We start from the raw sequence: 15,024 nt of genomic DNA on the forward strand, positions 1-15,024 counted from the left end.
CGGCACCTGGCCACCCGTACCCCGTCCTGGTTCGACCAGCTTCGTCTGATCGACTCCACCCCGCTGCCGTGCGGGGCCTCACGGGAGACCGTCAAACGTTCCGATCTGGCCGGCGACGCCGGCTACGGCTACTGCGCCAGCCACTCCCGCTACTTCTGGGGCTTCAGGCTCTACCTGGTCTGCACCCCCGAAGGCATGCCGGTCGTCTGGGGCCTGGCCAACCCCAAACTCGGCGAACGCGAGGTCATGACCGCCCTGCTGCAAGCCGAGCACCACCTCATCCGCACCGGCCAGGTCCTGCTCGGCGACAAAGGCTTCGCCGGGGCCGACTTCGAGCGGTTCATCACCGAACAACTCGGGGCGCACTTCGTGCGCCCCGACCGCCAAGGCGAACCGGTCCGGTTCGGCAAGCTCGCCCGCGTCCGTCAGTGGGTCGAGGCCGTCTTCGACACCCTCAAGGGCCAACTCGACCTGGAAGCCCACGGAGGCCGCACCCTCGCCGGTGTCTTCGTCCGCGTCGCGCAACGACTCCTCGCCCTGACCGCCGTGATCTGGCACAACTGGACCATCGGCGCCCCAGTCAAGCGGTCCCTCATCGCCTACGACCACTGAATCTTCAAGGCATCAATCATCTAGGGCACTACGCGGCGGGGGCTCCGGCGCCGCGCAGGCGGCGGATCAGCAGGTACGCCTCGCAGCCCAGGCACAGGCCGAAGAACCCGTTGAGGAAAGCGGCGACCAGCGCGAACGCGGCGAAGACGACGCCCAGGACGGTTGCGCCGGACAGGTAGCCGGCGACCGCGACCAGCGTGAAGACCAGGCCGACCGACTGCGCGAAACGGACCGGGGCCGGGTCCTCGCGCTCCCGCGGCGGGGCCAGGCGCGGGGCGACGAGGTAGCGGTAGAGCAGCCCGTACGGGGTGCGGCGCGGGTCGAAGGCGCCGATGGCGAAGATCACAGCCTGGGCCAGGGCGAGCCAGCCGCTGCCGGTGAGCAGCACGACGACGAAGACGACCGTGGTCAGCACCGCCGCGAAGCGGGGGCCGCGCGGGTCGAGGCCCGCCCGGGCGGCGGGGGCGCCGATCTCGTTGCTCATGAGGCGAGGACCTCCGTGACGGTCCGCCGCAGGGCGGCGCGGTCGGGCACGCCGACGGTCCGGCGGGCCACCCGGCCGCGGCGGTCGACGACGAGCAGGGTGGGCAGGCGCCAGATGTCGAGCCGCCGGACGGCGTCCAGGTGCTCGTCGGCGTCGACCTCGACGTGCCGGACCCCGTCGAGGTCGCCGGCGACGTCGGCGCAGACGGCGCGGACCTGCCGGCAGGGCGCGCAGGTGGCCGAGGAGAAGTGCAGCAGGACGACCGAGCCGCCGGCGCCCCGGCCGTCGCCGGCGGGTGGCAGGAGGCCGGGCGGCAGATCGACCCCGGATGCGCGAAGGCGACCGTAGCGGGCCCGGTAGGCCAGGCCGGCCACGGTCGCCGCGGCGAGCACCGCCAGGACCACGTACGTCACGGCGGTAACGATACTCTCGAACCCTATTTACTCGATAGGGATAGTGAAGCGGCGCGGATCACTCGGGCAGGTGGGCGCGGATCTCGTCGGCGGCGCTGTCGCCGTAGCTGTCCGCGACGCGCTTGGCGAACTCGTCGCGCTGGATGGTGTACTCCTGCGGGCCGACGGTCTCCAGGACCAGCGCCGCGACCGTCGAGCCGACCTGGGCGGCGCGCTCCAGGCTCAGGCCCCACGACAGCGCGGCGAAGAAGCCGGAGCGGAAGCCGTCGCCGACGCCGGTCGGGTCGACCGTCTGCACGCCGCGGATCGCCGGCACGTGGATCTCCGCGTCGAGGGTGCGGCTGCGGATGACCGCGCCGTCCTTGCCCAGCGTGGTGACCAGGATGCCGACCTTGTCCAGCAGCAGCTCGGTGGTCAGGCCGGTCTTCGACTCGAGCAGCTCCTTCTCGTAGTCGTTGGTGAGCAGGTAGGCCGCGTCGTCGACGAGCTTGCGGATCTCGTCGCCGGACATGCGGGCCAGCTGCTGGGAGCTGTCCGCGGCGAACGGGATGCCCAGCTCGCGGCACTCCTCGGTGTGGCGGACCATGGCGACCGGGTCGTTCGCGCCGATCAGCACCAGGTCGAGGCCGTCGAGGCGGTGCCGGACCGGCGAGAGCTCGATGTTGCGCGCCTCGGCCATGGCGCCCGCGTAGAACGACGCGATCTGGTTCATGTCGTCGTCGGTGGTGCACACGAAACGGGCGGTGTGCGCGATCTCACTGACGTAGATCGAGTCGCAGTCGACGCCGTGGCGGATCAGCCAGCTGCGGTAGTCCTCGAAGTCGGCGCCGACGGCCCCGACCAGGGTCGGGCGCAGGCCGAGCAGGCCCATGCCGAAGGCGATGTTGGCGGCGATCCCACCGCGCCGGACCGTGAGGTCGTCGACGAGGAACGACAGCGACACCTTGTGCAACTGGTCGGCCAGGAGCTGCTCCGCGAAGCGGCCCGGGAAGTGCATCAGATGGTCGGTCGCGATCGAGCCGGTGACGGCGATCTTCATGGGAGAACCTCGATGGGTCGGGCGGGCGGGAACGGGGAAAGAGCCCCGACAGACTACCCCCCGACACGCGGGGCGGCCGGTTGCGAAAACGCACCGGACCCCTTCGCGCGCGCTCCGGCGGCGCGAAGGGGTCCGGGTGAGCGATCAGGCGATCAGTGGAACGAGTCGCCGCAGGCGCAGGAGCCCTGGGCGTTCGGGTTGTCGATGGTGAAGCCCTGGGCGTCGATGCGGTCGGCGAAGTCGATCGTCGCGCCGGTCAGATAGGGCACGCTCATGCGGTCGACGACGACCTCGAAGCCGTCATAGGTGCTGACCTTGTCCCCGTCGAGTGAGCGCTCGTCGAAGAAGAGCTGGTAACGAAGGCCCGAGCAGCCACCGGGCTGCACCGCGACACGCAGCCGCAGGTCGTCCCGGCCCTCCTGCTCGAGCAGTCCCTTCACCTTGAGAGCGGCATCCGCGGTGAGGCCGATGCCGGCCGGGTTGTCCGTCTGAACGGGCTCGGCAAGCTGCGAAGCGGTCACGATCAAAGCTCCCTGCGGTGATGTCTACGGTTCCTCCGGGTGCCAACACCGCGGCGTCCGGTGGCATTCCCTCTCATAGTGACACGGTTTCCGCTAGCGACTCCACTGCCGGGCGAGGCGTTGTCCGAGTTCACGCAGGCCGTCGGCGGGTCTGGCCAGCGCCGTGGCGACGCTGCCGAAGTGCTCGACCAGCGAGTGGGCCTCGGTGACGCCGATCGCGGCGGCCTCCCGGCGGCCGGCGTCGACCCGCCCGGCGACCACCACGCAGGGCACGCCGAGGTCGCGTGCGGCGTTCGCCACACCCGCCACGACCTTCCCGCGCAGCGACTGCTCGTCGAAGGAACCCTCGCCGGTGACGACCAGGCCGGCCCGGTCGAGCTCCTCGTCGAACCGGGTGAGCCGCAGTACGAGGCCGATGCCCGACTCGATCCGCCCGCCGAGGGCCAGGACGGCGGCGCCGAGCCCGCCGGCCGCGCCCGCGCCGGGCAGGGCGGCCAGGCCGGCCGGCGCCCCCGGGAGCGTTTCCAGGACCTGTGCGAAGCGGGTCAGCGCGGCGTCGAGCAGAAAGACGTCTTCCCTGGTCGCGCCCTTCTGCGGGCCGAAGACGGCGCTGGCGCCGTGCAGGCCGAGCAGCGGGCTGTCCACGTCGGTGGCCGCGACCAGGGTGGCACCGCGCAGTCGCGGTACGCCGCCGATGGAGGCACAGGCGGACAGGGCCGCTCCCCCGTATGGCAGGGCGTAGCCCGCGTCGTCCAGCGGCGCGGCGCCGAGCGAGGCGAGCAGCCCGGCACCGCCGTCGTTCGTGGCGCTGCCGCCGAGGCCGACGACCACCTGCCGGGCCCCGGCCTCGAGCGCGGCGAGGACCAGCGGGCCGAGGCCGAAGGTCGTGGTGTGCTTCGGATCACGTTCGTCCGCGGCGAGCAGGTGCAGGCCGCAGGCCTCGGCGCTCTCGACGTAGGCGGTCTCGCCGTCGAGCAGCACGTGCCCCTCGACCGGCCGGCCCAGCGGGTCGGTGGTCGGCACCGCGAAGCGCTTGGCGTCGGGCCGGGCCGCGGCCAGCACCTCGCCGAAGCCGGTGCCGCCGTCGGACAGGGGCCGCAGGACCAGTTCGTCGCCGGGCCGCTCGGCGCGCCAGCCCTCGGCGAACGCCTCGGCCGCGGCGACCGCCGGAATCGTGCCGGCGAACTTGTCCGGGCACACGAGCACGCGCATCCGGTCATTGTGCACGTCACGTTTCCGGGGGTGACGCAGCGTGGGACGATCGAACGGTGACCTGGGCTGAACCATCGTCAACCGCCACCGCGCTGCTGCTGCTCGGCCGCGGCACCGACCCCGACACCGAAAAGGGCGTCGAGTGCCCGGGCGACCTGCCCGCCCCGAGCGACCCCGGCCTGGTCGAGCGCGCCCGCGCCGCCAAGGCCGCCCTCGGCGACCGCGTCTTCGTGCTGGGCCACCACTACCAGCGCGACGAGGTGATCCAGTTTGCCGACGTGACCGGCGACTCCTTCAAGCTCGCCCGCGAGGCCGCCGCCCGGCCCGGCGCCGAGTACATCGTCTTCTGCGGCGTGCACTTCATGGCCGAGAGCGCCGACATCCTCACCTCCGACGCGCAGCGGGTCGTGCTGCCCGACCTCGCCGCCGGCTGCTCGATGGCCGACATGGCGGTGCTCTCGCAGGTCGAGAAGGCGTGGGACCGCTTCGTCGAGCTGGGTATCGCCGGCGAAGTGGTGCCGGTGACGTACATGAACTCCTCCGCCGACATCAAGGGCTTCGTCGGGCGCAACGACGGCGTCGTGTGCACCTCGTCCAACGCCGAGACCGCGCTGCGCTGGTCCTTCGAGCAGGGCACCAAGGTCTTCTTCCTGCCCGACCAGCACCTCGGGCGCAACACCGCGGTGCTGAAGCTGGGCATGGAGCTGTCCGACTGCGTCCTCTACGACCCGCACAAGCCCGGCGGCGGCCTCACCGACGAGCAGCTGCGCGGCGCGAAGATGATCCTTTGGCGCGGCCACTGCTCCGTGCACGGGCGCTTCACGATCGACGCCGTCGAGGACGTCCGCGCCCGGGTGCCGGGGGTCAACGTGCTGGTCCACCCGGAGTGCCGGCACGAGGTGGTCACCTCCGCCGACCACGTGGGCTCCACGGAGTACATCATCCGCATGATCGACAACGCCCCGGCCGGATCCGCCTGGGCGGTCGGCACGGAGCTCAACCTGGTCCGGCGCCTGGCTCTCGCCCACCCGGACAAGCAGATCATGTTCCTGGAGCGCAACGTCTGTTACTGCTCGACGATGAACCGCATCGACCTGCCGCACCTCGTGTGGGCGCTCGAGGAGCTCGTCGCCGGGCGGGTGCCGAACCAGATCACGGTCGACCCGGAGACGGCGCACTATGCGCGCGTCGCCCTCGACCGGATGCTCGCCCTGCCGTAGACAAGATCGAAAACGGTCCCGTAGCGCATAGGGCGCGGTCACCCTCTGTGGTGAACCGTGTCAGAGTCCTGTCTTCGTGCCAAGGCTGACGTGCGGGCGACTTTTGCATGCAGTAGATGTGGATATGCTGCGCGAGCGACGCGGCGCGACTTTCGCGCTTCGGTCACGCTGTGTCAGCGTCTTGCCTTCTTCGTTCCTGCCTGCAGGAGGGGTTCCGTGACCAACTACGACGCCGGTGACGTCCTCACCGTGCACGGCGGCACGCCGCTCAACGGCGAGCTCCGTGTGCGCGGTGCCAAGAACCTCGTCTCCAAGGCGATGGTCGCCGCGGTGCTCGGTGAGACTCCGAGCCGGCTGTACGACGTCCCCGCGATCCGCGACGTCGAGGTGGTCACCGGCCTGCTCGAGCTGCACGGCGTGAAGGTCACGCGGGGCGAGCTCGACGGCGAGCTCGTCTTCGACCCGTCCAACGTCGAGTCGGCCAACGTCGACGAGATCAACGTCCACGCCGGCTCGAGCCGCATCCCGATCCTGTTCTGCGGCCCGCTGCTGCACCGGCTCGGTCACGCGTTCATCCCGGACCTGGGCGGCTGCAACATCGGCGGCCGGCCGATCGACTTCCACATCCAGGCGCTGCGCGAGTTCGGCGCGGTGGTCCACAAGTCCGAGAAGGGCATGGACATCACCGCCCCCGACGGGCTCAGGGGCGCCAAGCTGCAGCTGCCGTACCCGTCGGTGGGCGCGACCGAGCAGATCCTGCTCACCGCGGTGCGCGCCGAGGGCGTCACCGAGCTGCGCAACGCCGCCGTCGAGCCGGAGATCATCGACCTCATCTGCGTGCTGCAGAAGATGGGCGCGATCATCAAGGTCCACACCGACCGCGTCATCGAGATCCAGGGCGTTCCCCGCCTGACCGGCTACAGCCACCGGCCGATCCCGGACCGCATCGAGGCGGCGAGCTGGGCCGCGGCCGCGCTGGCCACCCGCGGCGACGTGTTCGTCCGCGGCGCCCAGCAGGTCGACATGATGACCTTCCTCAACCTGTTCACATCGGTCGGCGGCGCCTTCGAGATCGACGACGCGCCGGGCGAGGGCGGCATCCGCTTCTGGCACCCGGGCGGCGAGCTCAAGGCCGTGGCCATGGAGACCGACGTCCACCCGGGCTTCATGACCGACTGGCAGCAGCCGATGGTCGTCGCGCTCACCCAGGCCCGCGGGCTGTCGATCGTGCACGAGACGGTGTACGAGCGGCGGCTGGGCTACACCGCGGCGCTCAACCAGATGGGCGCGACCATCCAGACCTACCGCGAGTGCCTGGGTGGCACCCCGTGCCGCTTCGGCCGGCGCAACTTCATGCACTCCGCGGTGATCGCCGGCCCGTCGAAGCTGCACGCGGCAGACCTGGTCATCCCCGACCTGCGGGCCGGGTTCAGCCACCTGATCGCGGCGCTCGCGGCCGAGGGCACGTCCCGGGTGTATGGCGTGAAGCTCATCCAGCGCGGCTACGAGGACTTCGAGGCCAAGCTCAACGCCCTGGGCGCCCACGTCGAGCTGGGTTAGCCCGGGCGGGGGCTGGGAGAAGTTCAGAGAATTCGGCTGAGAGGTGGCCGACGCTGCTGATCTCGCGCAGCGTCGGCTAACCTTCGTGGCGTGCCGTCGCTGTTTCGCCGTAAATCAGAAGAGCCCGCCGCCGCGGTCGCCGTCTCCGAGCCCGAGCCGGACCAGGCGTCGAAGGGCCACACCCCGAGCAAGCGCGAGCTCGGCCAGAAGACCCCGAAGCAGGTCGTGGCGGGGCGCCGGGTCCCCGAGCCGCCTGCGGCCAACCGCCGGGAGGCCGCCAAGCGCCTGCGCGACAAACAGCGCCAGGAGCGCATCGAGGCCCGCGAGGGCATGGCCAACGGCGACGAGCGCTTCCTGCTGGCCCGCGACAAGGGCCCGGTCCGCAAGCTGGTCCGCGACATTGTCGACTCGCGCCGGACGATCGGCACCTGGTTCTTCGGCACCACGTTCCTGGTCATGATCGTCGGGTTCAACCGCACCCTCAACCCGAGCATCTACATGGCCGCCAACGCGCTGTTCTTCGTCATGCTCCTGGCGACGCTCGTCGACGGGTTCATGATCTCGCGGACCGTGAAGAAGCTGGTCAGGCAGCGGTTCCCGGACGCCAAGGACCGGATGGGCTCGCTGTACCTCTACGCCGTCATGCGCTCGATCTCGTTCCGCTTCATCCGAAACCCGAAGCCGCAGGTCAAGGTCGGTCAGGCGATCTGATCTGCCACTGGGCCGCGCGACGGGCCCGCCGGACCTTCCGGACACGTTTCGGCGGCAGCGGTGGCGGTGAGGGGGCTCCAAGCCGTAATCTCCCTTCGCGACCGGACCACGATTTCACCGGGTAGGCGCGTGGCGGGCGCCGGTGCATCAGCGTGCCCGAGTGTGGCGAGGAGAGCGAAGCTGTGAGCGACGAGTACCCGGGAGAAGAGCCGGGAACCGCCGCGCCCTCCTGGGCGGCCGTGCCTACCGTGTCGTGGGGACGGGTACCGGAACAGCGACGCGACGACGCCGACCGGCACGGATATCCCCATCCGGACCAGCGCGACCACGGCGACCGTGGCCGCGGCGATCATCGGGGCCAGGGTGACCACCGGGGCCGCGGTGATCAGCGCGGATACGGTGACCAACGGGGCTACAGCGACCAACGGGGCTACAGCGACCAGCGGGGCCATGGCGACCAGCGGGGCTACGGAGATCCGCGCGACCAGGGCGATCCACGCGACCCTCGCGGCTACGGCGACCCCCGCGAGCCCGAGCAGGGCGGACACGGGCGGCCGCCGCAGGGCAACGCCTACGGGCGCCCGCGCAGCCGCGCGCTCGACGAGCCGACCGACGAGGTCCCGCGGGTGCGCCGCGGCTCGCCCGGTCATCCCCGCAACCCGCAGGCCGGCGCCCAGGGCGGCGCCCCGGCCCGCTCGTCCGGCCGGGCCAGCGTCAGCGGCGGCAGCAGCGGCAGCGGCGTCTACGGCGCGCCCCGCAACGCCCCCGTCAGCTCGGCTCCCGTCAGCTCGGCGCCGGTGAGCAGCGCTCCGGTGAGCAGCGTGCCCGTCAGCAGCGCTCCCGTCAGCAGCGGTCCCCTGGGTGATCATGGGAACGCCCCGGTGAGCGGCGCTCCCGTCAGTTCCGTGCCCGACGGCGTCGCACCCGTGAGCTCGGTACCCGTCAGCTCCGCGCCCGTGAGCTCCGCGCCGGTCAGCGCGGCGCCCGTGAGTGCCGCGCCCGCCGGGTCGCCACCCTCCGGGATCCGCGTCGAGTTCGTCGAGGTCGCCGAGGCGCCCCCGCCCCCGCCGCCGCAGCCGCCCGCCGTGGCGTCGGGCACCGCGATGGGGTCCTACCGGTCGGCGCCGCTGACCGGGGCCGGCGTCGACGGGCTGCAGGCGACCGGCTACCTGCCGATCGTGCGGCCGGGGGCCGAGGGGTTCCCGCCGGAGCTCGCCGCCATCGCCCCCACCTCGCCGCCGGGGCCCCGGGCCGAGCCCGCCCAGGCGGCCGGGCCCGACCCCGAGCAGGTGCTGGCGTCGTACGTGTGGCGCTTCGACCCCGACACGCTGCGCGAGCAGATCGAGGGCGACGAGGTCACCGAGCTCACCGATATCCGCGACCAGCTGACCGCCAAGCTCAACGGTGTCGCGGACAACCCGACCCGGGCCCGGCTGCTGAGCCTGCGGGCGGTCGTGTCGCGCATCCTCGGCGACCTGCCGAAGGCGTTCGCCGACGGCAAGCTCGCCCTGGCCCACGCCGAGGCGACCGGAGAGCTGCGGCGCATCGCGATCGCCCAGGCCCGGCTCGCGCACGTGCTGCAGTGGCGGGAGGAGTTCGAGGAGGCCGACCGGCTGTTCACGCTGGCCAACTCCTCCGAGCTGCCGGACCGGCTGCGGGCCACGATGCATCAGCACGCGGGCAAGTGCGCGTACGACCAGGGCCGTTACATGGAGGCGTGCAACCACTTCGAGCGGGCGCTGGACCTGCGCAAGGAGGAGGACCCGGAGCTCATCGCGCAGACCGAGCTGGCGCTCGACGCGGTGTTCCGGCGGGTCGCCGAGAAGGGATGGGGGCCCTACCCCCGCACCCGCGAGGAGATCCTGCAGATCCGGAAGGCGCCCTCCCCCGCGTTCGACGAGCAGACCCAGCGCTGGGGCTACATCGAGTCCGACGGCAACTTCGTCATCGGGCCCGGGTACCTCGACGTCCAGCCGTTCCGCGACGGCGTCGCCTGGGTGCACCGGCAGGGCGCGCAGAACTGGGAGCTCATCGACGACACCGGGCGGGTGCTCATCGAGCCGGCCACCGGATACGTCGGCGTGGGCAGCTTCTCCGACGGCGTCGCCTGGGTGTCGCGCGACGGCACCACCCGCTGGATCGCGATCGACAAGAACAACACCGTGCTGATCTCGACCGGCTACGACGACGTCCGGCCGTTCCGCCGGGGCGTCGCCGCGGTGCGCCGCGGGCGGCACTGGGGCGCGGTCGACGGGGTCGGCCGGGTCGTGGTGCAGTTCCAGTACGACGGCTTCGCCACCGCGCTGCTGGACGGGCGCTACATCGACGGGTTCAGCGACGAGGGCCTCGCCGTCGTGTCGCTGGACGGGCGCAAGGGCGTCGTGGACCGCTCCGGGCGGGTGCTGGTGCCGCCGGTGCATCACACGATCATGATCCACCCGGTGGCATTCCTGATCGTCGACGACGCGCAGCGGTGGGGCGCGCTCGACCGGCGCGGGCGGACGATCATCCAGGCGACGTTCCCCAGCCGCACCGGCGTCACCGACGAGATCGACCGGCTGCTCGCCGACACCCGCCCGGTGATGTGACCAGCGCCGAGCATAGGGTCAGAGCATGGAGTTTCGTCACCTCGGCCGTTCCGGCATGCTCGTCAGCGAGATCTCGTACGGCAACTGGATCACCCATGGCTCGCAGGTCGAGACGGAGCAGGCCACCGCTTGTGTGCACGCTGCCCTCGACCTCGGTATCACCACGTTCGACACCGCCGATGTTTACGCCGGCACCCGGGCCGAGGTGGTGCTCGGCGACGCCCTGAAGGGCCAGAACCGCGACGGGCTGGAGATCTTCACGAAGGTCTTCTGGCGCACCGGCCCGGGCCGCAACGACAGCGGGCTGTCGCGCAAGCACATCATGAAGTCGATCGACGGCTCGCTGCGCCGCCTGCAGACCGACTACGTCGACCTGTACCAGGCGCATCGGTACGATTACAACACGCCGCTCGAGGAGACCATGGAGGCGTTCGCCGACGTGGTGCGGGCCGGCAAGGCGCACTACATCGGCGTGTCGGAGTGGCGGGCCGAAGAGATCCGGGCCGCGGCGGCGCTGGCGAAGGAGCTCAAGATCCAGCTGGTGTCCAACCAGCCGCAGTACTCGGCCCTCTACCGGGTCATCGAGGCCGAGGTCGTCCCGGCCTGCGAGGAGCTCGGCATCGGCCAGATCGTGTGGTCGCCGCTGGCCCAGGGCGTGCTCACCGGCAAGTACAGGCCGGGCCAGCCGCCGCCGGCGGGCTCCCGCGCGACGGACGAGAAGTCGGGGGCCGGCTTCATCGCCCGGCTGCTGCACGACGACGTGCTGGAGGCGGTACAGCAGCTGCGGCCGCTGGCCGAGCAGGCCGGCCTCACGATGGCGCAGCTCGGCGTGGCCTGGGTGCTGCAGAACCCGAACGTCTCGTCGGCGATCGTCGGCGCGACCCGACCCGAGCAGCTCGAGGACAACGTCAAGGCGTCCGGGGTGAAGCTCGACGCGGAGCTGATGAAGCGCATCGACGAGGCGCTCGAGCCGGTCATCCAGCGGGACCCCGCGCTCACGCGGAGCCCCGCCGACCGCCCGTAGGAGCCGCCCCGACCGGACGGACTAGAACGACCAGAACTTGAACAGGTCGTAGCCGACGGCGACCTGGTAGGACGGCAGTCCTATCAGGTCGCCGATCCAGAACACGACGCTGAAGAACCAGGCGTTGATCTTCGGCGACCACAGCAGCGCGATGAGGATCAGCATGCCGTAGGGCGCCATGTGGCCGAAGCCGCGCTGCCATTGCGGGGAGAGCCAGGGGTAAAGCAGGTTGCCGCCGTCGACGCCCGGCATCGGCACGAAGTTGAGCACGCTGGCGGTGAGCTGCAGGAAGGCCAGGAACGCCAGGCCGGCCCAGAACGCGGGGTGGCCGGTGCTGTCCAGGCCGGCCGAGAACGGCAGCACCAGGACGATCGCCAGCACCAGGTTGGTCGCCGGGCCGGCGAAGCTGATCAGGCTGTCGACCAGCCGGCTGCGGATCGCGCCGTGGTTGACCCAGACCGCGCCGCCCGGCAGGCCGATGCCGCCGATGAGGACGAAGACCAGCGGGAGCACGATCGAAAGCAGCGGGTGGGTGTACTTGACCGGGTTGAGCGTCAGGTAGCCGCGGTGCGCGACGTCGTCGTCGCCGCCCTTGAAGGCGACCAGCGCGTGCGAGTACTCGTGCAGGCACAGCGAGACGGTCCAGCCCGCGGCCACGAACAGAAACACGTTGATCTTGTCGATGCCGAGCCCCGCCCACGCCATCCAGCCGCTGACGACGAGCAGCGCGACCAGCCCGAGGAACAGCGCGCTGGGGCGGAACGCCTCCTTGGGCAGCCGGCCGACCCGGCTGCCGTACCGGCCGTAGGACACCTCAGCCCCCGGCCGGCAGAAGGCTCATCTTGTACTCCGTGCGGTCGTCCTCGGTGAGGATCGCCGTCGCCGCGCCCTTGGCCACCAGCTCCCGCCAGGTCTGGCCGAGCCACGACTCCGCGTCGGACTGGCTGGAAAACGCCTCGTTCGGGCCATCGACGAGCCTGCTCTCAGCGTCTTCGAACTGCCATGTCCACGCCATGGTCACACTCCTGTCCCAGGTAGAAGACTTCGAGCGTATCGGCCCCGTGGCCCTGAGCCGACTCCGGCCACGGGTGTCCCTCTAAAGTACGGGGCATGCGGTTGCTGGTGCTCGGAGGAATCCGGTCCGGAAAGTCGGAAGTGGCGGAGGCGCTCGTCGCCGGAGCCGGCGCGGTGCGATACGTCGCGACCGCGCGGTCGGGCACCTCGGACGACGGCTGGGCGGCGCGGGTCGCCGCGCATCGCGCGCGCCGGCCGGACAGCTGGCTGACCGAGGAACTGGGCGACTCGCCCGACCGCCTCGCGGAGCTGCTGACCGGCGCCAAGCCCGAGGAGACGATCCTCGTCGACGACCTCGGCGGCTGGCTCAGCGCGGTGTACGACACCGCCGGCGACTGGTCCGACCCCGCGGCGGCCGACGGGCAGATCGGGGCGCTCGCCGACGCGGTGCGCTCGTGCGCGGCCGGCCTCCTGGTGCTCGTAGGGCCCGAGGTGGGCCTGGGCGTGCTTCCGGCGACCGAGGCGGGCCGCACGTTCGCCGACGCCTCCGGGCTGCTCAACCAGCGGGTCGCGGCCGCCTGCGACGGCGTGGCCCTGGTCGTCGCCGGCGAGGTGACCTGGCTGCGCGGCGGCGAGTTGGTCGGCCACGCGGGCGTGCGCGACACGGCCTCCACAGCGGCCTCAGGCGCGGCCGCCGTCCGCGCCGCCGCCCCCGCCCCCGTCGAGCCCTTCGTCTTCGAGGCGGCCGGCGCCGGCTCGGTGCTGTCCACCGCGGACGGCGGCGACACGCTGTCCTTCTCGCCGGGCATGGAGCTGCCGCTGCCGGACGAGTCGACGGCCCACGAGGCCGGCGAGCGGCTGCTGACCCTGCGGCTCAACGGCGCCGGCCTGGGCGGCCTGACCCCGGTCGTACGCTTCGCCGGCGGGGTGCAGGGCCGCCCCGACCCCCGCCCGTTCCAGCAGCCGCGCGTGCTGGTCCTGCGCGGCGATCGCTCCGGCGGGTTCGCCGCGGGCGACTCGGCGGAGGCCGCCGACCGCCGCCTCGACGAGGTCGTCGAGGGCACGGCCACCATCGCCATGCTCGCCGCGACCGCCGGGGCGAGCGTCCAGGCCATCGACTGCCCCGACGCCGGCCCCGCCGAGCTGCACGACGCGCTCGACGACTCCGCCGTGGACGCCGCGCTGACCCTGGGCTGGCGGCTCGCCGACGCGGCCGCCAACGAGGGCGTCGACATGCTGGTCCTCGCCTCCTGCGGGGCCGGCTCCGACGCCGCCGCGGCCGCGGTCGTGTCGGTGCTCACCGGCGGCGAGCCGGCCGCCCTGCTCGGCCGGGTCGTGGACGCCTCCGGCTTCGTCGACGACGCAGCCTGGATCCGCAAAGTCGGCGCGATCCGCGACGCGCGGCACCGCATCCGCAACCGCAGCCGCGAGCCCCACGTCATGCTCTCGATGCTCGGCGGCGGCGACATCGCCGTGGCGACCGGCGTGGTGCTCGGCGCCGCGTCCCGCCGCCTGCCGATCATGGTCGACGGCCCGGTCGCGATCGCGGCCGCGCTCGTGGCGCGGGACTACGGCGCCCAGACCCGGCACTGGCTGCTCATGCCCGACCACGGCGACAACCCGACGGTCAAGCTCGCCGCCGACGTGCTCGGCGCCGCGCCGTTGCTGCAGCTGCGCCTCGCCCTCGGGGAGGGCGCCACGGCCCTCACCGCGCTGCCGCTGGTCAACACGGCGCTCACCATCGCCGCCGCGACCCCGCCGCGCGAGGCGTCCTCGGCCGCGGCCGAGGACGGGCTGAGCGAGCAGGAGCGCATCGAGTCGGAGATCCAGCGCGTCGTGGCGGACTCGCCGACCGCCGAGATGCCGTACGTGAAACCGTCGTGGGAGGACTGAGGCTCGCGCTGAGCCTGTTCACCGTCGCGCCCGTCCGTGCGGACCGGGTGGACCGGCCGACGGTACGCCTGGCGATGCTCCTCGCGCCGCTGGCCGGCGCCCTGCTGGGCCTGGCGGTGGCGGCCGCGGCCCGGGCCCTGGTGGCCGCCGGCGGTGCTCCGCCGCTGGCCGGCGCGATTCTGGTCGCGCTGGCCCTGCTGCTGACCCGCGGCCTGCACGTGGACGGCCTGGCCGACACGGCCGACGGCCTGGGCTCGTACGCCACAGCGGACAAGGCCCTGGAAATCATGAAAAAGTCGGATATCGGGCCGTTCGGCGTGGCCACGATCGCCGCGGTGCTGCTGGTCGACGCCGCCGCCGCGACCAGCCTGCTGTCGGCGCCGGCCTCGACCGCGCTGGCGACGGTGGCCGCGGCCTTCGCCGCGGGGCGCCTGGGCGCGACGGTGGCCTGCCGCAGGGGCCTGCCGGCGGCCCGCCCCGAGGGCCTGGGCGCCCTGGTCGCGCAGACGGTGCCCGTCCCCCTGCTGGCCGCGGTCGTGGCGGTCACGGGGGCCGCGGCGGCCCTGACGGACGCGTGGCGCGGCCCCTTGGCGGTCGCGGCGGCGGTGGCGGTGTCGTGGGCGCTGACGGCACACGCGCGGCGCCGCCTCGGCGGCATGACGGGCGACGTGATCGGTGCCGCGATCGAACTGTCGACGGCGGCGGCCCTGGTGGTCCTGGCGACGCGCTGAGC

Annotated in this window: 17 protein-coding genes; 8 read left to right on the forward strand and 9 right to left on the reverse strand. The window is 72.4% G+C overall.

Annotated elements, in window-relative coordinates:
• The coding region (locus ACGFI8_RS40665) for an IS982 family transposase (RefSeq protein WP_392812899.1) at window positions 1-612 on the forward strand (612 nt) is incomplete at its 5' end.
• A 28-nt stretch (window positions 613-640) separates the two neighbouring features.
• Here ACGFI8_RS40665 and ACGFI8_RS40670 read toward each other — a convergent pair.
• The 5 genes from ACGFI8_RS40670 to ACGFI8_RS40690 form a co-directional block, all read right to left on the reverse strand.
• Window positions 641-1,096 (reverse strand): DUF4395 domain-containing protein, encoded by a 456-nt coding sequence (locus ACGFI8_RS40670; protein ID WP_392812901.1) that lies wholly within the window; start codon window positions 1,094-1,096, stop codon window positions 641-643.
• Window positions 1,093-1,509, reverse strand: coding sequence for a thioredoxin family protein (locus tag ACGFI8_RS40675; protein ID WP_392812903.1), 417 nt, complete (start codon window positions 1,507-1,509; stop codon window positions 1,093-1,095). The genes ACGFI8_RS40670 and ACGFI8_RS40675 overlap by 4 nt, the downstream gene beginning before the upstream one ends.
• A gap of 58 nt (window positions 1,510-1,567) precedes the next feature.
• Window positions 1,568-2,548 carry a carbohydrate kinase family protein gene (locus ACGFI8_RS40680; protein WP_392812905.1) on the reverse strand — a complete coding sequence of 327 codons (981 nt, stop codon included), beginning with the start codon at window positions 2,546-2,548 and terminating at the stop codon, window positions 1,568-1,570.
• A 152-nt stretch (window positions 2,549-2,700) separates the two neighbouring features.
• The gene (locus tag ACGFI8_RS40685) at window positions 2,701-3,069 is read right to left on the reverse strand and encodes a HesB/IscA family protein (protein ID WP_392812907.1); all 369 of its coding nucleotides are present in this window, start codon (window positions 3,067-3,069) and stop codon (window positions 2,701-2,703) included.
• 93 nt (window positions 3,070-3,162) lie between these two features.
• Window positions 3,163-4,281, reverse strand: coding sequence for a glycerate kinase (locus ACGFI8_RS40690; protein WP_392812909.1), 1,119 nt, complete (start codon window positions 4,279-4,281; stop codon window positions 3,163-3,165).
• Window positions 4,282-4,337: 56 nt separating this feature from the next.
• Here ACGFI8_RS40690 and nadA point away from each other — a divergent pair, with 56 nt between their 5' ends.
• The 3 genes from nadA (at window position 4,338) to ACGFI8_RS40705 (ending at window position 7,772) form a co-directional block, all read left to right on the forward strand.
• Window positions 4,338-5,501 carry a quinolinate synthase NadA gene (gene nadA, locus ACGFI8_RS40695; protein WP_392812911.1) on the forward strand — a complete coding sequence of 388 codons (1,164 nt, stop codon included), beginning with the start codon at window positions 4,338-4,340 and terminating at the stop codon, window positions 5,499-5,501.
• 216 nt (window positions 5,502-5,717) lie between these two features.
• Complete coding sequence (gene murA / locus ACGFI8_RS40700; RefSeq protein ID WP_392812913.1) at window positions 5,718-7,061, forward strand: UDP-N-acetylglucosamine 1-carboxyvinyltransferase; 1,344 nt, start codon at window positions 5,718-5,720, stop codon at window positions 7,059-7,061.
• A gap of 90 nt (window positions 7,062-7,151) precedes the next feature.
• Entirely contained in the window at window positions 7,152-7,772 is a 621-nt protein-coding gene (locus ACGFI8_RS40705) for a DUF3043 domain-containing protein (protein ID WP_392812914.1), read from the forward strand.
• 742 nt (window positions 7,773-8,514) lie between these two features.
• On the opposite strand, the gene ACGFI8_RS40710 is transcribed toward ACGFI8_RS40705, so the two are convergent.
• Both ACGFI8_RS40710 and ACGFI8_RS40715 read right to left on the reverse strand, forming a co-directional pair.
• The gene (locus ACGFI8_RS40710) at window positions 8,515-8,622 is read right to left on the reverse strand and encodes a pentapeptide repeat-containing protein (protein WP_392813007.1); all 108 of its coding nucleotides are present in this window, start codon (window positions 8,620-8,622) and stop codon (window positions 8,515-8,517) included.
• A 15-nt stretch (window positions 8,623-8,637) separates the two neighbouring features.
• Window positions 8,638-8,871, reverse strand: a complete 234-nt coding sequence (locus tag ACGFI8_RS40715) for a pentapeptide repeat-containing protein (RefSeq protein WP_392812915.1) — start codon at window positions 8,869-8,871, stop codon at window positions 8,638-8,640.
• 610 nt (window positions 8,872-9,481) lie between these two features.
• Here ACGFI8_RS40715 and ACGFI8_RS40720 point away from each other — a divergent pair.
• Entirely contained in the window at window positions 9,482-10,360 is an 879-nt protein-coding gene (locus ACGFI8_RS40720; RefSeq protein WP_392813009.1) for a WG repeat-containing protein, read from the forward strand.
• Window positions 10,361-10,385: 25 nt separating this feature from the next.
• On the forward strand, window positions 10,386-11,384 hold the full coding sequence (locus ACGFI8_RS40725; protein ID WP_392812917.1) for an aldo/keto reductase family protein: 999 nt from the start codon (window positions 10,386-10,388) through the stop codon (window positions 11,382-11,384).
• A 21-nt stretch (window positions 11,385-11,405) separates the two neighbouring features.
• On the opposite strand, the gene ACGFI8_RS40730 is transcribed toward ACGFI8_RS40725, so the two are convergent.
• The gene (locus ACGFI8_RS40730) at window positions 11,406-12,197 is read right to left on the reverse strand and encodes a site-2 protease family protein (protein ID WP_392812918.1); all 792 of its coding nucleotides are present in this window, start codon (window positions 12,195-12,197) and stop codon (window positions 11,406-11,408) included.
• A 1-nt stretch (window position 12,198) separates the two neighbouring features.
• On the reverse strand, window positions 12,199-12,399 hold the full coding sequence (locus ACGFI8_RS40735) for a hypothetical protein (protein ID WP_392812920.1): 201 nt from the start codon (window positions 12,397-12,399) through the stop codon (window positions 12,199-12,201).
• 95 nt (window positions 12,400-12,494) lie between these two features.
• On the opposite strand from ACGFI8_RS40735, the gene ACGFI8_RS40740 reads away from it, so the two are divergent.
• Together ACGFI8_RS40740 and cobS are read left to right on the forward strand one after the other, a co-directional pair.
• The gene (locus tag ACGFI8_RS40740) at window positions 12,495-14,291 is read left to right on the forward strand and encodes a bifunctional adenosylcobinamide kinase/adenosylcobinamide-phosphate guanylyltransferase (RefSeq protein ID WP_392812922.1); all 1,797 of its coding nucleotides are present in this window, start codon (window positions 12,495-12,497) and stop codon (window positions 14,289-14,291) included.
• Window positions 14,279-15,022, forward strand: coding sequence for an adenosylcobinamide-GDP ribazoletransferase (cobS, locus tag ACGFI8_RS40745; protein WP_392812923.1), 744 nt, complete (start codon window positions 14,279-14,281; stop codon window positions 15,020-15,022). The genes ACGFI8_RS40740 and cobS overlap by 13 nt, the downstream gene beginning before the upstream one ends.
• Window positions 15,023-15,024 lie beyond the last annotated feature (2 nt).

Origin of the sequence: Dactylosporangium sp. NPDC048998 (assembly GCF_043197855.1) — a bacterium.
Classification (GTDB): domain Bacteria; phylum Actinomycetota; class Actinomycetes; order Mycobacteriales; family Micromonosporaceae; genus Dactylosporangium.